The sequence below is a fragment of the Magnetofaba australis IT-1 genome, assembly GCF_002109495.1.
Lineage (GTDB): Bacteria > Pseudomonadota > Magnetococcia > Magnetococcales > Magnetococcaceae > Magnetofaba > Magnetofaba australis.
In genome coordinates this window covers 399,572-420,332 of the sequence record NZ_LVJN01000015.1, presented here as the reverse complement: position 1 = coordinate 420,332, position 20,761 = coordinate 399,572, and the positions used below count along the sequence as shown (strand labels likewise).

The window sequence follows — 20,761 nt, the reverse complement described above, 5'->3', positions numbered from 1 at the left end:
GGCAGGCGCCGTCGTCGTATCATCTGGCGGTGATGCCTGAGCAAACGCTTGATGCGTTGCAACCGCGCGCAGGCGGCGTCTATCTGGACGCCACCCTGGGCGGCGGCGGACACACGCGCCTGATCCTCGACGCCTCGGCCCCCGACGGCCTGCTCATCGCCACCGATCGCGACCCCGAAGCCATCGCCAACGCCGCGCCGCTGCAGCAGCAGTTCGGCGAGCGTTTGCGCATCCATCACACCCCCTTTTCGCAGCTGCAATCCGCGCTGGACGCCGAAGGCGTAACCGCTGTGGATGGCGTGCTGATGGATCTGGGGGTCTCCTCGCGACAACTGGACGCCGCCGAGCGCGGCTTTTCGTTCCGTCAGGATGGGCCGCTGGATATGCGCATGAACTCCGCTGGCGACGAGCCCTCGGCGGCGGATCTGGTCAATGAGGAGAGCGCCGAGGCGCTGGCGAATATCTTCTATAAGTACGGCGAGGAGCGCCATAGCCGCCGCATCGCCCGCGCCATTGTCGCTGCGCGCGCCGAGCAACCGTTCACCACCACCCTGCAACTGGCTGGAATCATCGCCGCCAACTGTCCCGGCGGCCACAAGCAGAAGATCCATCCGGCCACGCGCTGTTTCCAGGCCCTGCGCATCGCCGTCAATGATGAGTTGGGCGAAGTCGAACGCGGTCTGGCCGCCGCCATGGCGCGTCTGGCGCCCGGCGGACGGCTGGCGGTGATCACCTTCCACTCGCTGGAGGATCGCATCGTCAAGCAGACCTTCCGTCAGGCGGCCTTCCCCGCCGACCCCGACCCGCGCTCGCCGCTGCCGACCCGCTCCGAGCCCAGCGACTGGCTGTTGCCGGTGCGCAAACCATTGACCGCCGAGGCCGAGGAGATTGCGCGCAATCCGCGCGCGCGCAGCGCCAAACTGCGCGTGCTGCAGCGCCGCCCCGCCGAGAGCGGCCAGGAGCCCCGTATGAAGGAGCGCCGTTCATGAACAAAAGCTGGCTGGTCTATACCGCGCTGGCGATCGTCCTGTTGGCCACCGGCGTGGCCATCGTCACCTCGCGCAACGGCATGCAGGCGTCCCACCGCCATCTGCGCGAGGCCGAACAGACCTATCTGCGCCTGGTGGATGAAGAGCACGCCCTGCAGGTGGAATGGGTCTACCGTACCGATTTGAACAGCGTGGAGCGCCGCGCCCGTAAGTTGGGCATGGGGCCGCCGCTGCCGGAACAGTGGCGGGTGATGGAGCCATGAACGCGCGCAGACGAACCCCTCTTTTGACCAAACTGGCCAACCGCATCGGCCAACATCGCCCCACCGGCGCCTCGCGCGGCAAACGCCGTTTCGGCGGACGCGGCGGCTCGTCCACTGCCCCGGTCTACGGCGCGCGGGAGTTCCTGCCGCGCAACCGGCTGGACCTGGTGATCGGGCTGTTCGGCCTGTCGTTCCTGATTCTCACCGTGCGCGCGCTGGATCTGTTCGTGCTGCAAGGGGAGATGCTGGGCGGCCGCGCCAAGGGTCAGCATCAGCGCAAGATCGCCGTGCCCGCCGAACGCGGCCTGATCGAGGACCGCAACGGCGCCACCCTGGCCATCAGTCTGCCGGTAAAGACCCTCTCGGTGGAGATGGATCGGGTGGAGAACATCGCTGTGCTGGCCAAACAGCTGGCGCCGCACCTGAATGTCAATTGGCGCATCCTCGACGAACGCCTGCGCAAGTATGAGGGCAAGAAGGGCGCGTATCCGGTGATTCAGCGCGAAGTGCCGCCCAGCGTGGCGCGCCGCATCGACGGGCTGAACATCCCCTCGGTCTACTTCCTGCCCGCCAGCAAACGGGTCTATCCCATGGGTGAAGTCACCGCCCACATCCTCGGCTTCGTCAACCGCGACGGCGTCGGCAAGGAGGGGGTGGAGAGCGCGTTTGAAAAGCATCTGCGCGGCCAGCCCGGCTCGCGCTTGATCGTGCGCGACCGTCTGGGCCGCATCATGCCCGGCGGACGCACCATCGAACCGGCTCAACCCGGCGGCGATCTGGTGCTCTCCATCGACGCCACCGTGCAGTACATCGCCTATCGCGCCCTGCTCAAAGCGGTGGACCGCTTTAAAGCCAAAGCGGGCAGCGTGGTGGTGATGGATCCGCGCAACGGGCAGGTGTTGGCGCTGGTCAATCAGCCCAGCTTCAACCCCAACAATCTGGCCAGCTCCGAGCCGCACCACCGCCGTAACCGCGCGGTGACCGACGCCTATGAGCCGGGCTCCACCTTCAAGGTGTTCACCATCTCGGCGGCGCTGGACCAGGGCGTGGTCACCCCCACCACCCTGATCAACACCGAAAATGGCCGCTTCCGCCTGGCCGACCGCACCATTCGCGACTTCCGCTCGCATAAGATTCTCAGCGTGGCGCAGGTGCTGCACAAAAGCTCCAACATCGGCGCCGCCAAAATCGGTCTGGAGATGCTCAAGAAGGGGGTCTCCCAGGAGCAGTATCTGTATAAATTCGGCTTCGGCTCCCCCACCGGCATCCCCCTGCCCTACGAAGCCTCGGGCAAGATCCCCAACATCGAACACTACCAGCAGGTGGGTCAGGCCAGCCGCTCCTACGGCTACGGCATCACCGTCACCCCGTTGCAACTGGCCACGGCGGCCTCGGCGGTGGTCAACGGCGGTTTGCTGTTCACCCCCAAACTGGTGCTGCGTCGCCTCATCGACGGCAAGCTGGCGCCGCAGGTGACCGAAGAGCCGCAACAGGTGCTCAAGGCGGAAACCTCACGGGCCATGCGCAAGATTCTGCAAGGGGTGGTTGCCCCCGGCGGCACCGCCGCCAAGGCCGATGTGGAGGGCTATGTGGTGGCGGGCAAGACCGGCACCGCGCGTAAAGCCCACAACGGCGGCTACAAACAGGGGCGCTTCTTCTCCAGCTTCCTGGGCTTTGTGCCCGCCGACGAACCGCGTCTGGTGATCTACACCAGCATCGACGAACCCCAGGGCCGCACCTACTACGGCGGTCAGGTGGCCGCGCCAGTGTTCAAGGAGATCGCCCAGGAGATCCTGCCGCTGCTGGCGGTGCTGCCGGAGCAGCCGAAAAAACTGCCGCCGCTGCCGGCCATCTCCGGCTACGTGTTCAATCCCAGTCGCGATATCGAAGAGGAAAAGAAGGGCGACGACGCCCCTGCAGACAACGACGCTGGCGCGCTCACCGACGCCAGCCTGGCGCAGGCGCTGGAGGCGTTGGAAGCCAAAGGGATCATGCCGCGCGTAGAAGGTTCGGGCCGGGTCTACGCCATCGAAGAGCTCAACGACGGCGCCACCGTCGTCAAGTTGCGGTAGGCGGAGATGAGCGTGCGCGTCGATACGCTGCTGGCGCGCCCCATCGCGGGGCTGGTCGCCGATGCGCCCGCCGATCTGCTGATCACCGGGGTGACGGCGGATTCGCGCCAAGTCAGCTCTGGCGCGCTGTTCGCCGCCATTGGCGGTACGCAAATCGATGGCCGCCAGTTCGTTCCTCAAGCCATCGCGTCGGGCGCGCGGATCATTCTGCATGACGCAAGCCAGCCCGTGGAGACGCCGGACGGGGTGAGCCAGTGGATTCATCCGCAACCGCGCCGCGCCCTGGCGCTGCTGGCGGCGGCGTTCTATGGCCATCCGGGCGAGCGCCTGCGGCTGCTGATGGTGACCGGCTCCAACGGCAAAACCACGGTGTGCGCGCTGCTGGATTCCATTCTCAGCCATGCGCGCCTGAGCGTCGGCGTGATCGGCACCACCGGAACCCGCTATCCGGGCATGCAGGGCAAGCCGGGGCTCACCACCCCCGATCCGGTGACGCTGCAGGCCACTTTGAAGGATATGCTCGACGCCGGCTGCGACGCCGTGGCGCTGGAGGCCAGCTCCCATGCGCTGGATCAGCGCCGTCTGGACGGACTGCAACCGGTCAGCGCAGGCTTTACCAACCTCAGCCGCGACCATCTGGACTACCATGGCGACATGGAGAGCTACTATCTGGCCAAGAAGCGTCTGTTCAGCGGTCTGCATCCGCAGACCGCGTGCCTGAATCTGGGCGATGCCAGCGGGCGCCGCTTGGCCGCCGAACTGGCGGGCGGGCCGATTCTGCTGGGTTATGCGGTGGATGGCGCGGCGCAGGCCGGAGCGCGGATTCTGCCGCGACTGGCGGCGCTGAACCCGCAGTTCGACGCCAACGGCTGCCGCTTTACCCTGCAGGACGCCTTCAGCGACGCCACCGTGGAGGCCACGCTGCCGCTGCCGGGCCGCTTCAATCTGGACAACGCCCTGTGCGCGGCGGCCATGGCGCTGCCGCTGGGCATCGGTCTGGAGGCCATCGCGCGGGGTCTGGCCGCCGCCAAAGGCGCGCCGGGGCGCATGCAGCGCATCGACGCAGGGCAGCCGTTTACGGTGATTGTGGACTTCGCCCACACCCCCGACGCCCTGCAGCGCGCGCTGGAGACCCTGCGGCCGTTGACGCAGAAGCGCCTGCGGGTGGCGTTCGGCTGCGGCGGCGATCGCGATGCGGGCAAACGCGCGCCCATGGGCGCCATCGCCGCGCGGCTGGCCGACGCCGTCATCATCACCGATGACAACCCGCGCAACGAAGATCCCGCCGCCATTCGCCAGGAGGTTCTGCGCGGCTGTTCAGAGGCGGGCGGCGACGCCAAAATTGACGAGATCGGCGATCGCGCCGCCGCTATCGCCGCCCTCATCGCCCAGGCCGAGCCCGGCGACGTGGTGGTGATTGCAGGCAAGGGCCATGAGACCACCCAGACCGGCGCCGCTGGTCCGCAACCGTTTGATGATGTCGCCCATGCGCGCGCCGCACTGGCGCCGTGGCGTGAGGCGCTTACTCAGGAGATGCGCGCATGAGTGACGCAACCCCCCGTCTGGATCTGGCCTTTATGCAACAGGCGCTGCCCGAGGCGCGCCTGATCGCCGGACAAAATGGCGAACAGAACCCCGCCATCAGCGGCGCCAGCCAGGATAGCCGTCAGATTCAATCCGGCATGCTCTACGTCGCGCTGCCCGGCGAGCGGGTGGATGGACATGACTACATCGCCGCCGCCGCCGACAACGGCGCGGCCTGCGCGCTGATCAGCCAACAGCCCGCCGCGCCGCTGCCGATTCCGGCGCTGCTGGTGGAGGACGTGGTCACCGCCCTGGCCGATGCGGCGCAGGCGTGGCGACGGGCGGTCAATCCCAGCGTGGTTGCGGTGACCGGCTCGTCGGGCAAAACCACCGTCAAGGAGATGCTGGCGGCGGTGCTGCGCAAGGATCGCCCCACCCACGCCACGGCGGGTAACTACAACAACCACATCGGCCTACCGCTGACCCTGCTCAATATGCCCGCCAAGACCCATGCGCTGGCGCTGGAGATGGGCATGAGCGGCCCAGGCGAGATCGCCGAATTGGCGCGCATCGCCGAGCCGGATATCGGCATCGTCACCAATATTCTGCCCGCCCATCTGGCGGGCTTCGATCAGAATGGAACGGTGGATCCGGAAACCGCGCTGGACGCCATCGCCGCCGCCAAGGGCGAGTTGATCGCCGGGCTCAAACCCGGCGGACTGGCGGTGCTGCCGGCGGACGATCCCCGTTTTGCGGCGCTACGCGCACAAGTTCCCGAAGGCTGCCGGGTGGAGAGCTTCGGCAAGCAGAAGGGCGAGGCCGGGTTCTACTACGCCGGATTGGAGGGCACGGGTCAGGGCATGCGTTTGAGCCTGTCGTCGCGCCACTCCCGCGCGGCCATGCCGGTGCGCTTGCAGGCGGTGGGCGAGCACATGGCGAGCAACGCCGCCGCCAGCGCCCTGGCCACAATCATGATGGGTGTCAGCGAAGGGACCATTCGCCAGGGTTTGGAGTCGTTCCAGACCGGCGCCGGTCGCGGTCGCGTGACCCAGGCCAAGAATGGCGCGCGCATCATCGACGAAACCTACAACGCCAACCCCGGCTCCATGGCGGCGGCGCTGGCCAACCTCTCCTGGTTGGGGCGGCCCCACCATCGGGTGGCGATTCTGGGCGACATGCTGGAGTTGGGCGCTGCCTCCGACAAGCTGCATCGGGAGATCATCAAACAGATTGGCGATGCGGGCATCGACCGGGTGTTTTTGACCGGGACCGAGATGGCGGCGTTGTGGGATCTGTTGCAGCACGCCGAAGGGGTGCGCGCCGAGTATGAACCGGACCCGGCGGATTGGCTGGGACGCATCGGGCCGCGTTTGCGCCCCGATGATGCGGTGCTGATCAAGGGCTCACGGGGCATGAAGCTGGAGCGTTTGGTGGAAGACTTAACGGGGAAATAGCTCGCCATCAGGACAAAGATACGTGTCAGCACGAACGTAAAGGGGGAAAATCGCGACATTTATTGGCGCGATTTTCCGGGGTCTGAGGGCCGCGCCCCAGCGGCCCTAGGCGGAGCCGTAAGAACAATCATGGGGCGGCGCCCCACGATTCGGCAGGATTGCCGAATCGGACTCGCGTAAGCGAGCCCGAAGGGTGAGGGCCATGGATGGCCCGAATCACGGTTTGGCTTTTGACCCAAGGGGAGTTTGAGGGCGCAGCCCTCAATATCTTTCATTTTCAAAGTAGTAACCGGCCAAACCTGCGTTCATAACGATAAATTAGAGATCGTCACATACCATAAAGAGACGCCGCGCATGCTCTATAATCTACTCTATCCGCTGTCGGACCACTGGTCGTTTCTGAACCTGTTTCAGTACATCACGTTCCGCACCATCATGGCGGTGCTCACGGCGCTGGCGATCTCGTTTGTGTTCGGCCCCATGGTGATCCGCAAGCTGGCGCGCTTCCAACAGCCGATCCGCGAGGACGGCCCCCAGCGCCACGTGCTGGAGAAGCAGGGCACCCCCACCATGGGCGGCGCGCTGATTCTGTTGGCGGTGGTCACCGCCACCGGGCTGTGGGCGGACATGACCAACCCCTACGTGCTGCTGACCCTGTTCGCCACCCTGGGCTTCGGCGCGGTGGGCTTCTGGGACGATGCGGTCAAGCTGGTCAAAAAGAACCCCAAGGGGGTGCCCGGGCGCACCCGTTTTCTGATTCAAACCGCCATTGTGCTGATCATGGCGGGACTGCTGCAGTACGTCGTCAACCCCGGCGTCTTCGGTCAGTTGGCGTTTCCGCTGTTCAAAAACCTGCTGGTGGATCTGGGCTGGCTGTTCCTGCCGTTTGCCGTGCTGGTGGTGGTGGGCTGCGGCAACGCCGTCAACCTCACCGACGGCCTCGACGGCCTGGCCATCGGCCCCTCCATGATCACCGCCGCCAGCTTTCTGATCATCGCCTACGCCACCGGCCACATCGGCTTCGCCAGCTATCTGGGCATCCCGTATATCCCCGGCTCCGGCGAGTTGGCGGTGTTCTGCGGCGCCATGGTGGGGGCGGCGCTGGGCTTCCTCTGGTTCAACACCTACCCGGCGCAGGTGTTCATGGGCGATGTGGGCGCGCTGGCGCTGGGCGCGGCGCTGGGCAGTGTGGCGCTGATGACCCAACATGAGATCGTGCTGATGATCATCGGCGGCGTGTTCGTGATGGAGACCCTGTCGGTGGTGGCGCAGGTGACCTCGTTCAAACTGTTCGGCAAGCGGGTGTTCCGCATGGCGCCGATCCACCACCACTTCGAACTCAAGGGGTGGGCCGAGCCCAAGATCATCGTGCGCTTCTGGATCATCTCCATCATTCTGGCCCTGATCGGGCTGGCCACCTTGAAGGTGCGCTGAAGATGTGCGCGGCCAAACACGCTGCGGGCGGCATGGGGGTTCCCCTGCCGCCGCGCAAGAAGAGCCCGCCTGTGGCCGTCATCGGTCTGGGGCGTTCGGGGCAAGCGGCGGCGCGCTTCCTGGCCGAGCTGGGCGAGAATGTGCTGGCGTGGGACGAACGCGACAACCCCGACGCCGCCACCGCGCTGATTCAGATTCCCGGCGTCAGCGTCAAATTCGAGCCGCTGGACGCCGCTGTGCTGAAAGCGTGCGCGCAGATTGTGCTGTCTCCGGGCGTGCCGCGGGCGCACCCGGCCATCGCCGCCGCCATTGCTGCGGGCGTCGCGGTGATCAATGACGTGTGGCTATTGCAACAGCACGCCAACGCCCATGCGGCAAGTGGTCCGCCGACCTTCCTCGGCATCACCGGCACCAATGGCAAATCCACCGTCACCACCCTGCTGGGACTGATGCTGGAACAGTATGGCCTGGAGGTGGAGACCGGCGGCAATCTGGGACAGGCGGCGCTAACCCTCTGGCATGAATTGAATACACACTATGTACTGGAGCTCTCCTCCTACCAACTGGAGAGTCTGCCGGGATTCCGCGCCCAGATCGGGTGTCTGCTCAACGTCGCCCCGGACCACATGGACCGTTATGCGGACTTCGACGCCTATCGCGCCGCCAAGGCCAATATTTTTGCTGCACAACAGGCTGGCGATGTCGCAGTAATCAATGCCGATGACCCGGCCTGCGCACCCGTGTGGGAGCAACTCAAACAGGGACCAGCGACAGTCATTCCATTTAGCGCGCGGCAGGCCATTCCCGGCGGGATTTACCCGATGGATCACCACATGGTGGATCATCGCATTCCGGATAAGCCGAAAAAATTCTTTGATTTATCGCACTTAAAAATCAAAGGGCCCCACAATCTCGCCAACGCCGCAGCCGCCGCAGCTATGGCGCTGAGTGTCGGAGTCGACTACCCGACCATCGGCAGCGCACTTGAAATGTTCGCCGGCCTGCCCCACCGGCTGGAGTGGGTGCGCAATGTGGATGGCGTAGACTTCTACAACGACTCCAAAGGCACCAATGTGGCGGCGGTGATCGAAGCGTTGCAGGCGTTCGAGCGCAACGTGGTTCTGATTGCCGGCGGCGTGGCCAAGGGCGGCGACTTCACCCCTTTGCGCGAACTGTTGCCCGGACGGGTGACGCAGGTGATCGCCATCGGCAAGGCCAGCGATCAGATCGCCGAACAACTGGACGGGGCCGCGCCCATCGCGCGGGCCGAGTCGCTGCAAGCGGCCATCGAACAGGGCCGCGCGGCGCTACCCCGCGGCGGAACCGTGCTGCTCTCGCCCGGCTGCGCCTCGTTCGACATGTTCAACAATTTCGAACATCGCGGCGAGGCGTTTCGCGACGCCGTGCAGGGACTGGCTCCCATGGAAATGGCTTCCTGAAGCCTTTGGGAAGAGGAAAGAGACTGGGGCTTCGCCCCAGACCCCATAAGGGCTCCGCCCTTAACCCGCCAGGGCGCCGCCCTGGACCCGGCAGGGCTTTGCCCTGCACGCACCAGGGGAATAATTCCCCTGGACCCCCGTGAGTTGGCTGTGTGCGGACTATGGGGTTTGTGTTTGTTCATCTCTGGCGCCGTGCGATGAAATATCGTGCGGAAACAGACGGGCGTTACCAAGGATTCGGCCATGAATGATCGCATCAAAGGTCCACACATCGACTATCTGCTCATGGCGGTGGCCATCACCCTGGTGGCCATCGGTCTGGTGATGGTCTATTCGGCCTCCTCGCCCATGGCGATCCGCAAATTCGGCGACCCCACCTACTTCGCCCTGCGCAATCTGGTGTTCGCTGGCGGCGGCCTGCTCACCATGCTGTGGGTCAGCCGCCTGCCGGTCTCCACCATCCGCTCCATCGGCCAGTTCGGCTTCTGGGTCTCGCTGCTGCTGCTGATGCTGGTGCTGATCCCCGGCATCGGCATCGAAGGCGGCGGCGCGCGGCGCTGGATCAACCTGGGGGCCTTCACCATGCAGCCCTCGGAGCTGTTCAAAGTGACCCTGGCGCTGTTCGTGGCGCACCTGCTCACCGCCAACCCCGAACGGGTGCACAAACTGCGCGGCGGTCTGGCCCCCATCCTCGGCGTGTTCGGCGTCGCCGCCGCGCTGCTGATGAGCGAACCGGACTTCGGCGCCACCGTCACCGCTGGCGCGGTGCTGCTGGGTATGATCTTCATCTCCGGGGTGCGCGTGGCGTGGATCATCAGCCTGCTGGCGGTGGCGGTGCCCGCCGCGGCCATCGGCGTGATCATGGCCCCGTATCGCTTCAAACGGGTGATCTCCTTCCTCGACCCCTGGGACGACCCGCTGGGTTCGGACTTCCAGTTGGTGCAGTCGCTGCTGGCGTTCGGCAACGGCGGTTTGACCGGCATGGGGCTGGGCGAAGGGCGGCAGAAGCAGTTCTACCTGCCCGAATCCCACACCGACTTCATCTTTGCGGTGATCGGCGAAGAGCTGGGGCTGTTCATGGTGCTGTTCATGATCCTGCTGTTCAGCATTCTGGTGTGGCGCGGCTTCTCCATCGCGCGCCGCAGTCAGGATCGCTTCGTGAGCTTGGCCGCCACCGGCATCTCCATGCTCATCGGCGTGCAGACCATGGCCAACATGGGCGTGGTGATGGGATTGCTGCCGCCCAAAGGTCTGACCCTGCCGCTGGTGAGCTACGGCGGCTCATCGCTGATCGTCTCCATGGGCGCGGTGGGGCTGCTGCTGGCGTTCTCCCGCGCCGCCTCCGATCCCAGTATCAGCAGCGAACCCACCGGCAAAGGGGGCTTCCGCCTCTCGGCGCTGTTTGGACGCGCTTGACGAACGTCTGATTGAACTGAGACGTTCTGCTTGAAAATGAAAGAGACTGGGGCTTCGCCCCAGACCCCATAAGGGCTCCGCCCTTAACCCGCCAGGGCGCCGCCCTGAACCCGCCAGGAGGGACGCCCTCCTGGACCTCGGTTAATGGGTTTTGTGCTTGCTTAAGCAGCGCTAAGCTTTTGTTGAACGTTATTATCAAACGAGTTGTGCGACATGGCTGAAACGCCTTCCAAACGGCTGCTCATCGCTGGCGGCGGCACCGGCGGCCACCTCTACCCGGCCATCGCCGTGGCCGAGGCATGGCAAGCGGCAGGCTTTGGCGACAAGCAGCAGATCCTGTTCATGGGCGCCTCGCGCGGCATCGAGGCGCGGGTGATCCCCGAACAGGGCTACGCGTTGGCATTGATCGATGTGGGCCAGCTCAAAGGCGGCGGTATTACGCGCAAACTCAAGACCCTGTTGGGCCTGCCCGCCGCCGTGTGGCGCGCGCGGAAGGTCCTCAAGCAGTTCAAGCCCGATGTGGCGTTGGGGGTGGGCGGCTACGCCTCGGCTCCAGCCATGGCGGCGGCGTGGCTGCTGGGCATCCCCTGCGCCCTGCACGAACAGAACGCCCGGCCGGGTCTGACTAATCGCCGTCTGGCCAAGCTGGCCAAGCATGTGTTCATCAGCTTCGCCCAGGCCCACTACGCCTTCGACGGCCAGCGCGTAACCCTCACCGGCAATCCGGTGCGCGCGGCATTGACCGCCGCGCCCAGCGACTACCCGCAGCAGTTCAGCGCCCAACGTCCGCTGCGTCTGCTCATCACCGGCGGCAGTCAGGGCGCGGCGATCTTCAGCGAGGTGGTCCCCGCTGCGGCCATCGCGTTGGCCCAGGAGGGCGCGGCGTTGCAGATTCGCCAGCAAGTGCGCGGGATGGAGCCCGCCGAACTTCAGGCGCGCTATGCGGCGGCGGGGATTGCGGCGGAGTGTCTGCCGTTCATCGACGATATGGCGCGCGCCTACGCCGAGGCGGATCTGGTGATCGCCCGCGCCGGGGCCACCACCGTGGCGGAGTTGGCGCTGTGCGGCAAACCGGCGCTGCTGGTCCCCTACCCCTACGCCGCCGACGACCATCAGGCGGCCAACGCCGAGGCGTTGACCGAGGCGGGGGGCGGCTGGATGCAGCGGCAGGAGGGGTTCACCGCCGAATATCTGCAGAAATTTCTACGCGCCTGTTTGGAGAATCCAGCCAAATTGGCTGAAGCGGCGCAGGCGGCGCAGAGTCTGGGTAGACCGGAGGCGGCGCAGGAAGCCGCCAGATTGCTCTACGAGTTGGCGCAAGCAACCAAGTAAACAGGGGGAAAGTTGGGACATTTATGGCCCAACTTTCCGGGGTCTGGGGGCCGCGCCCCCAGCGGGTGTGGGCAGCGCCCACGATTCGGCAGGATTGCTGAATCGGACTCGCGCAGCGGGCCCGAAGGGTGAGGGGGCCGGCGGGGGTGGATGGCCCGAATCACGGTTTGGCTGTTGATCTTAAGGGAGTTTGAGGGCACAGACCTCAATATCTTCTATTTTCAATCTTTTCATCCTGCAAAGACAGGATTCCGTTAAGGAGTCTCCATGTACGCGGGCATTCGCACACTCCACTTTGTGGGCATCGGCGGCATCGGCATGAGCGGCATTGCCGAGGTGCTGCTCAATCTGGGCTATCGCATCACCGGCTCGGACCTGTCGGAGAACGCCAACGTGCTGCGCCTGCGCAGCCTGGGGGCGCGCATTCAAAAAGGCCACAGCGCCGAGCAGGTGGAGGGCGCCGACGCCATCGTCATCTCCTCGGCGGTGACGCCGGACAACCCGGAGGTGATGGCCGCGCGGGCCCACCGCATTCCGGTGGTGCGCCGCGCCGAGATGCTAGCCGAGCTGATGCGCCTGAAGCGCGGCGTGGCCATCGCCGGCACCCACGGCAAGACCACCACCACCTCGCTCACCGCCGCCCTGCTGGACGAAGCGGGCATGGACCCCACCGTGGTCAACGGCGGCATCGTCAAAGCGCTGGGCAGCAACGCCCGCCATGGCGAAGGGGAGTTTCTGGTCACCGAGGCCGACGAGTCCGACGGCTCCTTCCTCAAGCTCACCCCCACCATCGCGGTGGTGACCAATATGGACCCGGAGCATATGGAGCACTACGGCGACTTCAACGCCGTGCGCGACGCCTTCTTGCAGTTCGTCTCCAAAATCCCCTTCTACGGCCTGGCGGTGCTGTGTCAGGACCACCCGGAGACCGCCGCCTTGGCGCGCAAACTGGCGGATAAGCGGGTCATCACCTACGGCCTGGACGAAGCCGCCGACGTGCGCGCGGTGGATATCCGTCAGGAGGGGGTGCGCACCCACTTCACCGTGCGCAGACAGGATCCTCAGTGCGGCGCGGTGGAGACCTTCGGCCCCATCACCCTCACCCTGCCCGGTCGCCACAATGTGGCCAACACCCTGGCGGCCATCGCCTGCGCGCGGGAGCTGGCCGTGCCCTGGCCGGTGATCGCGCGCACCCTGTCGCGCTTCAAAGGGGTGCAGCGCCGCTTTGATCTGCTGCATGAGGCCGCTGATCTGGTGGTGATCGACGACTATGGCCACCACCCGGTGGAGATCGCCGCCACCCTGGAGGCGGTGCGCGCGGGCTACCCCAATCGGCGGCTGACGGCGGTGTTCCAACCCCACCGCTTCTCCCGCGTGCGCGACCATCTGGAGGAGTTCCAGAGCTGCTTCAAGCAAGCCGATCTGGTGCTGGTGGACGCCATCTACCGCGCCGGGGAGACGCCGCCGGAGGGGCCCATCGGCGAGCGCGGGCAGGAGCTGCTGATGGAGGGTATCGCCGAGCGCAGCGGCGCGCCAACCCTGCCGCTGCCCGCCGACCACGCCTGGGGGCGGGATCTGGACGGCGCGCTGCAGGCGGGCGATGTGCTGGTGTTCCTGGGCGCCGGGGATATCAGCGCGCGGGCGCGCCAGTTCGCCGCCGGATTGACGGTATAAGCGCGCCTTGGTGGGGAATCAGCGGAATTTTGCGCAGCCTGTTGAGGGGTTTAGACCGCTGATTCCGGTAGCTTGAAGGGGCCGAGGCGAAAAAAATACGCCCCTGATGCAACGGCTTGCGCAGAAATTTAGGCAAGGGTGCAGAACACCCCTTCGGCGATATGGTTTTTTAGTGTAAAAGAATGAGGGGGCATTTTCAGCGTGAGTGGCGCGTTTCCCATTGCGAGTTTGCAAACTCAGGTTGCGTCCGGGGCGCTTCTCGCCGATCGCTGTACATGGCGCATGGGCGGCCCTGCCAAATGGCTGTTTTCTCCACAGAATTTAGACGATCTGGCGCTTTGGCGACGCGCCTGGCCGAGCGATATCCCGGTTCTCTTGCTGGGCGGCGGCAGCAACCTGCTCATCAATGATGACGGATTTGATGGCGTCGCCGTTACGCTGTGTGGCGGTTTGCAGCGGATAAGTTTCATTTGCGCAGATGATCAGGATGCGCGCATCGAAGCCGAAGCCGGAGCAGACACCCGCGCGCTGGCCCACTTTGCGCGCCGCAACGGCTTGAGCGGGGCCGAATTTTTGTGCGGCATTCCCGGCTCGTTGGGCGGGGCGCTGCGTATGAACGCCGGGGCCTACGGCGGGCAGATGCGCGACATCGTCGCAACCGCCACCCTGATGGACCCCGACGGCGCCCTGCACACGTTGGATGTTGACGCGCTGGGGATGCGCTATCGCGCCACCAGCGCGCCCAAGGATTGGCTGTTTGTCTCCGCCCAGTTTACCCTGAGGCGGGATGACCCGGAAGCGATTCGGCAACGCATGCGGGTGAACAATCGCAAACGCACCAACGCCCAGCCGCTGGCGTTTCCCAGCGCGGGCAGCGTGTTTCGCAATCCGCCGGGCCACAGCGCCTGGCGCCTGATCGACCAAGCCGGACTGCGCGGCCACGCCATCGGCGCGGCGCAGATCTCGGAGAAGCACAGTAATTTTTTTGTCAATCGCGGCGGCGCCCGGGCCTCGGACATGCGCGCTTTGATTGATCTAACGCGCCACCAGGTCAAATCCGTCACGGGAGTGGACCTGACGCTGGAAGTGGGATTGGTGGAGCGCCATCGGCTGGTCACGGAGCCGCCGCTTGATGCAGATTAGAAGAATACCCGCGCCGAACAGTCACCGGCGCAGGGTTTGAGTGAATTTGGCAGGTTCGCAGAGTTTTGGTTGGGGTCGGCCCGATAACAGCACAACGCACGGGCTACAGGGGAGCGGTCATGGCGCAGCAAGACGCTGGACGCATAGGATTGTTGATGGGCGGCCTGTCCGCTGAACGCGAGGTGAGCCTGCGCAGCGGCGAAGCCCTGCGCGCGGCGTTGACTCGTCGCGGCCACGATGTGGTCGTCATCGATCCCACCCGCGACCTGCCAGCCCAACTGCGCGACGCCCATGTCGACGTAGTGGTGATCGCCCTGCACGGCACTTACGGTGAAGATGGCGCGGTGCAAGGTTTGCTGGAGGTGATGGGGCTGCCCTATACCGGCTCCGGCGTGGCCGCCTCGGCCATCTGCATGGACAAGGCCATCAGCAAACGCCTGTTCGCCGATGGCGGATTGCCCACCCCGCCCTGGCGCGAATTGCGCATCGACGACCCCGCTCACGCCCCCGACCACATCGATGGTCTGAGCTTCCCCCTTTTCATCAAACCCCTGGCCAATGGCTCCAGCGTCGGCGTCAGCCGCGCCAATGACGCCGACGGACTGAAACAAGCCCTCGCCGCCGCCGCCGAAGTCTCGCCCCGGGTGCTGGCCGAACAGGCGATCACAGGCCGCGAGCTCACCCTCACCATCCTCGATGGCGAGGCGCTGCCGCTGATCGAAATTCGCCCCAAAGAGGGCTTCTACGACTACCGCAACAAGTACACCAAGGGCTGCACCGAGTATCTGATTCCGCCCCCCGGCCTGGATGAGGCCGTGGCCCGGCGCGTGGGCGAAATCGGCGTAGCGGCGTATCACGCCCTAGGCTGCCACGGACTGGCGCGGGTCGACTTCATGCTCGACGCCGACGACGCCCCCTGGCTGCTGGAAGCCAACACCATCCCGGGCCTCACCGAACTGAGTCTGGCGCCGCAATCCGCCGCCGCCGCCGGCATCCCCTTCGATGAGCTGGCCGAGCGCATTCTGGCCTCGGCCTGGAGCCGCGCATGACCCGCTCCACCCTCATCGGCGCGCTGTTCATCGTACTGGCCGCCGCCGCCGTATTCGGCTGGCAGGCCGCCCACGCGCCGGGTCGCTTCCCGCTGCAGGAGATTCGCATCGAGGGCGCGCTACACACCGATGTGGAGGCGACCGTCAGCGCATTGGGCATCGATAAAGCCCGCAACATGCTGCGCATCGACCCCATTGCGCTGCGCACCGCGCTGCTGGAGCGTCCGTGGGTGAAGGAGGCGCAAGTGTCGCGCCGCTTCCCCAGCACGCTGGACATCAACCTCACCGAAAAACGCGCGCTGTGTATGAGCCGCGAAGGCGAAACCCTCTATCTGCTGGATGAAGCCGGGCGCCGCATCAAGGCCGCCGAACCCGGCGACCCGCTGATTCTGCCGGTGATCACCGACGATTTCAGCGCCCCCAATGAGCGTCCCGAGCGCGTCACCCAGTTCATGACGGCGCTGGAAGAGCGCCCCTGGCTCAAAACCCGATTGTCCGAAGTCACCGCTCTGCCCGGCGGCCGCTGGGTGCTGTATACCCGCGAAGGAGTGCGCCTTTTGTTGTCGAATCGGTTGGAAAGTGAATTGAAGCTGTTGAACGCCTTGCAGAATCGGTACAGAATACTGGATCGGCGGATCCGGCAGGTGGATCTGCGGGTGGCGGGACGCGCAGCGGTGCGCCCGTTGGAGAAGGAGGAGTCCGGTCCACGCACCGGCTAATCCACCGCTCGTCGGATCACGCTGGCTTGGGCCGCGCCAGCGATTGCGCATTGCGCAAACTTTGGCCTGACAAGGGATTGCAGGATGGCCCCCACGCACTGGGACGTGGGACGGGGATCACACCATTGACGCGGAGTCATAGACCGGGATTGATCGACAGCTCGCAAAAAGTTCTTTAACGCTTTTGTCGCGCCGCTTTTCATGCTTTTCTAAAGAGCGATCGAGCAACCCCCGGCTGGATGGAATATGGCCAGAAACGACCAAAACCTCATCATTGGCTTGGATATCGGCACCACCAAGATCTGCTGCATCGTCGCCGACGTGCAGCCGGACGGGCGGGTGGATATCATTGGCCTGGGCGCTCACCCCTCACGCGGTCTGCGCAAAGGCGTGGTGATCGATATCGACTCCACCGTCGAATCCATGCGCATGGCGGTGGAAGAGGCTGAAGTGATGGCGGGCGTGGAGATCAATATGGTCTACGCCGGCATCGCCGGAGCCCACATCAGCAGCACCAACTCCAATGGCGTGGTCGCCACCAAAGAGGGCGAAGTCACCCATAACGACATCCAACGGGTGCTGGACGCCGCACGGGCGCAGAACATCCCCATGGATCGCGAGATTCTGCACATCATTCCGCAGGAGTACATCCTCGATGGCCAGGACGGCATCAAGGAGCCCCTGGGCATGTCCGGCGTGCGCCTGGAGGCGCGGGTGCACATCGTCACCGGCGCGGTGGCCTCGGCGCAAAACATCATCAAGTGCGCCAACCGCTGTGGCCTGGACGTGGGCGACATCATCCTCGAGCAACTGGCCTCCTCCGAAGCCTGCCTGACCTCGGATGAAAAAGAGCTGGGCGTCTGCCTGCTGGATATCGGCGGCGGCACCACCGACATCGCCATCTTCGCCGACGGCCACATCAAACACACCGCCGTGCTGGCCATCGGCGGCGAGCATATGACCAACGACATCGCCGTGGGGCTGCGCACCCCCACCCGCGAAGCCGAACAGCTCAAACGCAAATACGGCTGCGCCCTGGCCTCTCTGGTCAACCCCGAAGAGACCATCGAAGTGCCCAGCATTGGCGACCGCCAGCCGCGTCAACTGGCGCGCCACATCCTGGCGGAAATCATTGAACCGCGCGTCGAGGAGTTGTTCACTCTGGTGCAGCGCGAAATCGTCCGCTCCGGATTTGAGGATCAGATTGCGGCGGGCATTGTTTTGACCGGCGGCGCCTCCATTACCCAGGGCGTGGCCGAATTGGCCGAAGAGGTCTTCAACAAGCCGGTGCGTCGCGGCCCCCCGCAAGGGTTCGGCGGACTCACCGATGTGGTCTCCAGCCCGGTCTACTCTACGGCCGTGGGGCTGGTGCAATACGCCAACCGATTCAGTCGGGACGCGTCCCGAATCGGCTACGACCCGGAGCATACCGGGGGGGCCGCTTCGGTGTTGCAGCGCATGCGCAATTGGTTCAACGGCGCATTCTAAAAGCAGCAAACAAGAAATTTCGCAGTCACAAAAATCAATTCACAGGTCAGCGCAGACTTGCCGGGTCGGGCATAGGGGGAAGAAAATGAACTTTGAGTTTGCACACACGGACGAAATGGACGCCCGTATCAAGGTCGTCGGCGTCGGCGGCGGCGGCGGCAACGCCGTGAACAACATGATCCAGGCCCAACTCGAGGGCGTGGAGTTTATCGTTTGCAACACCGACGCCCAGGCGCTGCAGCGCAACCTGGCGACCACCCGCATTCAGATCGGCGCCGAGGTCACTCGCGGCCTGGGCGCTGGCGCCAAGCCCGAAGTGGGCATGAACGCCGCGCGTGAATCCGAAGAGCGCATCAGAGAAGCGCTAACGGACTCCGACATGGTGTTCATCACCGCCGGCATGGGCGGCGGCACCGGCACCGGCGCAGCCCCCATCATCGCCAAAACCGCCAAAGAGATGGGCATCCTCACCGTGGCGGTGGTGACCAAGCCGTTCCACTTCGAAGGCAAAAAGCGCATGCGCTTCGCCGATGAGGGTCTGGACATGCTGCGCGAACACGTGGACACCGTGATCGCTATCCCCAATCAGAAGCTGCTGTCGGTGGTGGGCAAGAACACCACCATGATCGAAGCCTTCCGCAAAGCCGACGACGTGCTGCATCAAGCAGTGCGCGGCATCACCGACCTGATCACCATCCCCGGCCTCATCAACGTGGACTTCGCCGACGTGCGCACGGTGATGGAGGAGATGGGCCAAGCGATGATGGGCGCGGCCGAAGCCACCGGAGACTCCCGTGCGCTGGAAGCGGCCACCAACGCCATCTCCAGCCCGCTGCTGGACGATGTCACCATCCAGGGCGCCCGCGGCGTGCTGATCAACATCACCGGCGGCTACAACATGGCCCTGCAGGAGATCGACGAAGCCGCTTCTGTGGTGCGCGATCTGGCCCACGAAGACGCCAACATCGTGTTTGGCGCGGTGCTCGACGAACGCATGGAGGACAGCGTGCGCGTGACCGTGGTGGCCACCGGCATCGGCAAGGCCGAGCAGCTGGCCTTCCCCAACGCCCAGGCCGCCAACGTGCAGCCTCTGCCCCAGGCCGTGGCCCAGCGCCAAGCCGCCATGAACGCGCACCTGAATCAAAAATACAATCAGCCGCAGCCCGCCTCGGGCATGACCCACAACGTGCAGACCCAGCAGCCGCAGGCGCCCGTGGCCCAGCAACAGCCTGCCGCTCCCGCCGCTGAGGCTCCCCAAGCCTATACTCTGCCCACCCCCGCCGAGTTCGAAATGCCCAACCAGGGCGCCGATCAAGCGGGCGTGCATGAGCTGCGCAGCAACCGTCCGGGTCGCCGTCGTCCGCAGATGAGCGACATCAAGGTCAATCGCAATGAAATGAGCGACAATAACGAGCAGGATTTCGACGTCCCCACCTTCCTGCGTCGGCAGATGGACTGACCTTTGGGAGCGTTTCCCGTCGCGCGGCGAGCCGAGAATTTGCTTGACCGCGCGACGGGAAATCCCCAGTATGACCGTTTTTCCCCCACGCTCTTCCCAATCTCCGGGAACTTTTTCGTTGCAATCCATTCGATAATCAGTGTTTCCTGATATTGTGAGCGTGAGAAAATAGTGTAGTTAACATAAAATAGCACGCTTTATGCATGCTTGTGACTCAGCAGCGCCAATCCCCCTGGGAGCGGCAGGAGATTGTCGGAATGTCGACGATCCCTGTTCAGGATTTTGGCGTAAAGGCGTCACAAGCCGACGATGGCGACCCCGACCAGGCCACGCCATCCAACGGCGCATCCGCGAGAATGGATAGAGCCATGGTCTTTCAACGCACGCTGAAAAATACGATTCGTTGCACCGGCATCGGCCTCCACAGTGGTGAAAAGGTCCATATGACCCTGCGCCCGGCGCCCGAGAACAGCGGCATCGTATTTCATCGCACCGATCTGGACGATAGCTGGATCTCCGCCCACGCCGATCAAGTCTCCGACACCCGCCTGTGCACCACCCTGGCCAACGAGCGCGGCGAGAGCATCTCCACCATCGAACACCTGATGTCCGCCTTCGCCGGACTGGGCGTGGACAACGCCTTTGTCGACGTGGACGGCCCGGAAGCGCCCATCATGGATGGCAGCGCCGCCCCCTTCGTATTCCTGATCCAGTGCGCCGGGCTGACCGAACAGAAAGCGCCGCGCCGCTATATCCGCATCAAGAAGGCGATCTCCGTGGAGGCGGGCGACAAATCGGCCCGTTTCGAGCCCGGCGATGGCTTCGCCCTGCGCTTCATGTTGGACTTCGACCACCCCATGCTGGGTCGTCAGGGCGCGGAGATCCAATTGAGCGAGACGGCGTTTGTCAAAGAGATCAGCCGCGCGCGCACCTTCGGTTTCCTCAAAGAGGTCGAAGCGCTGCAATCCATGGGTCTGGCCCGGGGCGCGTCGCTGGAGAACGCCATCGCCATCGGCGATTTCCGCATCCTCAACGAAGGCGGTCTGCGTTACGAAAACGAGTTCGTGCGCCACAAGATAATGGACGCCATCGGCGATCTCTATCTGCTGGGCCACCCCATCATCGGCTGTTTCGATGGCGTGCGCTCCGGCCATGCGCTCAATAATGAATTGCTGCGCAAACTGGCCGCCACCCGCGACGCCTGGGAGTTCGTGGAGTTGAATGAACCCCTGCACGCCCCGGCCGCCGCTCCGGCGCTGACCACCGCGCCGGTGGGACTCTCCTGCTAACAGCGGGAGCCGACGCG

Annotated in this window: 16 protein-coding genes; all 16 read left to right on the top strand. The window is 64.9% G+C overall.

The genetic code is table 11. From position 1 onward, the window contains the following. Positions 1-23 precede the first annotated feature (23 nt). The 16 genes from rsmH to lpxC all read left to right on the top strand — a co-directional run bounded on the left by rsmH (position 24) and on the right by lpxC (position 20,744). On the top strand, positions 24-989 hold the full coding sequence (gene rsmH / locus MAIT1_RS04155; RefSeq protein ID WP_349678467.1) for a 16S rRNA (cytosine(1402)-N(4))-methyltransferase RsmH: 966 nt from the start codon (positions 24-26) through the stop codon (positions 987-989). Beyond that, positions 986-1,252 (top strand): FtsB/FtsL family cell division protein, encoded by a 267-nt coding sequence (locus tag MAIT1_RS04150; RefSeq protein ID WP_085441008.1) that lies wholly within the window; start codon positions 986-988, stop codon positions 1,250-1,252. Before rsmH ends, MAIT1_RS04150 begins: the two co-directional genes overlap by 4 nt. Continuing rightward, positions 1,249-3,324 (top strand): peptidoglycan D,D-transpeptidase FtsI family protein, encoded by a 2,076-nt coding sequence (locus MAIT1_RS04145; protein ID WP_085441006.1) that lies wholly within the window; start codon positions 1,249-1,251, stop codon positions 3,322-3,324. Before MAIT1_RS04150 ends, MAIT1_RS04145 begins: the two co-directional genes overlap by 4 nt. Positions 3,325-3,330: 6 nt before the next feature. After that, the gene (locus MAIT1_RS04140; protein ID WP_085441004.1) at positions 3,331-4,869 is read left to right on the top strand and encodes a UDP-N-acetylmuramoyl-L-alanyl-D-glutamate--2,6-diaminopimelate ligase; all 1,539 of its coding nucleotides are present in this window, start codon (positions 3,331-3,333) and stop codon (positions 4,867-4,869) included. Continuing rightward, entirely contained in the window at positions 4,866-6,302 is a 1,437-nt protein-coding gene (locus MAIT1_RS04135) for a UDP-N-acetylmuramoyl-tripeptide--D-alanyl-D-alanine ligase (protein WP_085441002.1), read from the top strand. Before MAIT1_RS04140 ends, MAIT1_RS04135 begins: the two co-directional genes overlap by 4 nt. 354 nt (positions 6,303-6,656) lie before the next feature. Next, positions 6,657-7,736 (top strand): phospho-N-acetylmuramoyl-pentapeptide-transferase, encoded by a 1,080-nt coding sequence (gene mraY / locus MAIT1_RS04130; RefSeq protein ID WP_085441001.1) that lies wholly within the window; start codon positions 6,657-6,659, stop codon positions 7,734-7,736. A 2-nt stretch (positions 7,737-7,738) separates the two neighbouring features. Continuing rightward, a complete protein-coding gene (gene murD / locus MAIT1_RS04125; protein WP_085440999.1) occupies positions 7,739-9,175 on the top strand; it encodes a UDP-N-acetylmuramoyl-L-alanine--D-glutamate ligase in 1,437 nt (478 codons plus the stop codon). Positions 9,176-9,418: 243 nt separating this feature from the next. Continuing rightward, the gene (gene ftsW, locus MAIT1_RS04120; protein ID WP_085440997.1) at positions 9,419-10,591 is read left to right on the top strand and encodes a putative lipid II flippase FtsW; all 1,173 of its coding nucleotides are present in this window, start codon (positions 9,419-9,421) and stop codon (positions 10,589-10,591) included. Between the two features lie 213 nt (positions 10,592-10,804). After that, positions 10,805-11,923, top strand: coding sequence for an undecaprenyldiphospho-muramoylpentapeptide beta-N-acetylglucosaminyltransferase (gene murG / locus MAIT1_RS04115; protein ID WP_085440995.1), 1,119 nt, complete (start codon positions 10,805-10,807; stop codon positions 11,921-11,923). 267 nt (positions 11,924-12,190) lie between these two features. After that, on the top strand, positions 12,191-13,597 hold the full coding sequence (murC, locus tag MAIT1_RS04110) for a UDP-N-acetylmuramate--L-alanine ligase (RefSeq protein ID WP_085440993.1): 1,407 nt from the start codon (positions 12,191-12,193) through the stop codon (positions 13,595-13,597). A 201-nt stretch (positions 13,598-13,798) separates the two neighbouring features. Beyond that, the gene (gene murB / locus MAIT1_RS04105) at positions 13,799-14,740 is read left to right on the top strand and encodes a UDP-N-acetylmuramate dehydrogenase (RefSeq protein ID WP_158089304.1); all 942 of its coding nucleotides are present in this window, start codon (positions 13,799-13,801) and stop codon (positions 14,738-14,740) included. A 119-nt stretch (positions 14,741-14,859) separates the two neighbouring features. Beyond that, positions 14,860-15,789, top strand: a complete 930-nt coding sequence (locus MAIT1_RS04100) for a D-alanine--D-alanine ligase family protein (protein ID WP_085440988.1) — start codon at positions 14,860-14,862, stop codon at positions 15,787-15,789. Continuing rightward, positions 15,786-16,508 (top strand): cell division protein FtsQ/DivIB, encoded by a 723-nt coding sequence (locus tag MAIT1_RS04095; protein ID WP_085440987.1) that lies wholly within the window; start codon positions 15,786-15,788, stop codon positions 16,506-16,508. Before MAIT1_RS04100 ends, MAIT1_RS04095 begins: the two co-directional genes overlap by 4 nt. A 246-nt stretch (positions 16,509-16,754) precedes the next feature. Continuing rightward, complete coding sequence (ftsA, locus tag MAIT1_RS04090; protein ID WP_085440985.1) at positions 16,755-17,996, top strand: cell division protein FtsA; 1,242 nt, start codon at positions 16,755-16,757, stop codon at positions 17,994-17,996. A gap of 85 nt (positions 17,997-18,081) precedes the next feature. Further along, positions 18,082-19,455 (top strand): cell division protein FtsZ, encoded by a 1,374-nt coding sequence (gene ftsZ, locus MAIT1_RS04085; protein ID WP_085440983.1) that lies wholly within the window; start codon positions 18,082-18,084, stop codon positions 19,453-19,455. Positions 19,456-19,823: 368 nt separating this feature from the next. Then, complete coding sequence (gene lpxC / locus MAIT1_RS04080) at positions 19,824-20,744, top strand: UDP-3-O-acyl-N-acetylglucosamine deacetylase (RefSeq protein WP_349678466.1); 921 nt, start codon at positions 19,824-19,826, stop codon at positions 20,742-20,744. Positions 20,745-20,761 lie beyond the last annotated feature (17 nt).

Excerpts from the sequence above, each read along its gene's own strand:
- ftsA (WP_085440985.1), top strand. The coding sequence starts at position 16,755 with ATGGCCAGAAACGACCAAAACCTCATCATTGGCTTGGATATCGGCACC.
- murD (WP_085440999.1), top strand. The coding sequence starts at position 7,739 with ATGTGCGCGGCCAAACACGCTGCGGGCGGCATGGGGGTTCCCCTGCCG.
- ftsZ (WP_085440983.1), top strand. The coding sequence starts at position 18,082 with ATGAACTTTGAGTTTGCACACACGGACGAAATGGACGCCCGTATCAAG.
- MAIT1_RS04150 (WP_085441008.1), top strand. The coding sequence starts at position 986 with ATGAACAAAAGCTGGCTGGTCTATACCGCGCTGGCGATCGTCCTGTTG.
- ftsW (WP_085440997.1), top strand. The coding sequence starts at position 9,419 with ATGAATGATCGCATCAAAGGTCCACACATCGACTATCTGCTCATGGCG.
- MAIT1_RS04100 (WP_085440988.1), top strand. The coding sequence starts at position 14,860 with ATGGCGCAGCAAGACGCTGGACGCATAGGATTGTTGATGGGCGGCCTG.
- mraY (WP_085441001.1), top strand. The coding sequence starts at position 6,657 with ATGCTCTATAATCTACTCTATCCGCTGTCGGACCACTGGTCGTTTCTG.
- MAIT1_RS04135 (WP_085441002.1), top strand. The coding sequence starts at position 4,866 with ATGAGTGACGCAACCCCCCGTCTGGATCTGGCCTTTATGCAACAGGCG.
- murC (WP_085440993.1), top strand. The coding sequence starts at position 12,191 with ATGTACGCGGGCATTCGCACACTCCACTTTGTGGGCATCGGCGGCATC.
- MAIT1_RS04095 (WP_085440987.1), top strand. The coding sequence starts at position 15,786 with ATGACCCGCTCCACCCTCATCGGCGCGCTGTTCATCGTACTGGCCGCC.
- murG (WP_085440995.1), top strand. The coding sequence starts at position 10,805 with ATGGCTGAAACGCCTTCCAAACGGCTGCTCATCGCTGGCGGCGGCACC.
- lpxC (WP_349678466.1), top strand. The coding sequence starts at position 19,824 with ATGGTCTTTCAACGCACGCTGAAAAATACGATTCGTTGCACCGGCATC.
- MAIT1_RS04140 (WP_085441004.1), top strand. The coding sequence starts at position 3,331 with ATGAGCGTGCGCGTCGATACGCTGCTGGCGCGCCCCATCGCGGGGCTG.
- MAIT1_RS04145 (WP_085441006.1), top strand. The coding sequence starts at position 1,249 with ATGAACGCGCGCAGACGAACCCCTCTTTTGACCAAACTGGCCAACCGC.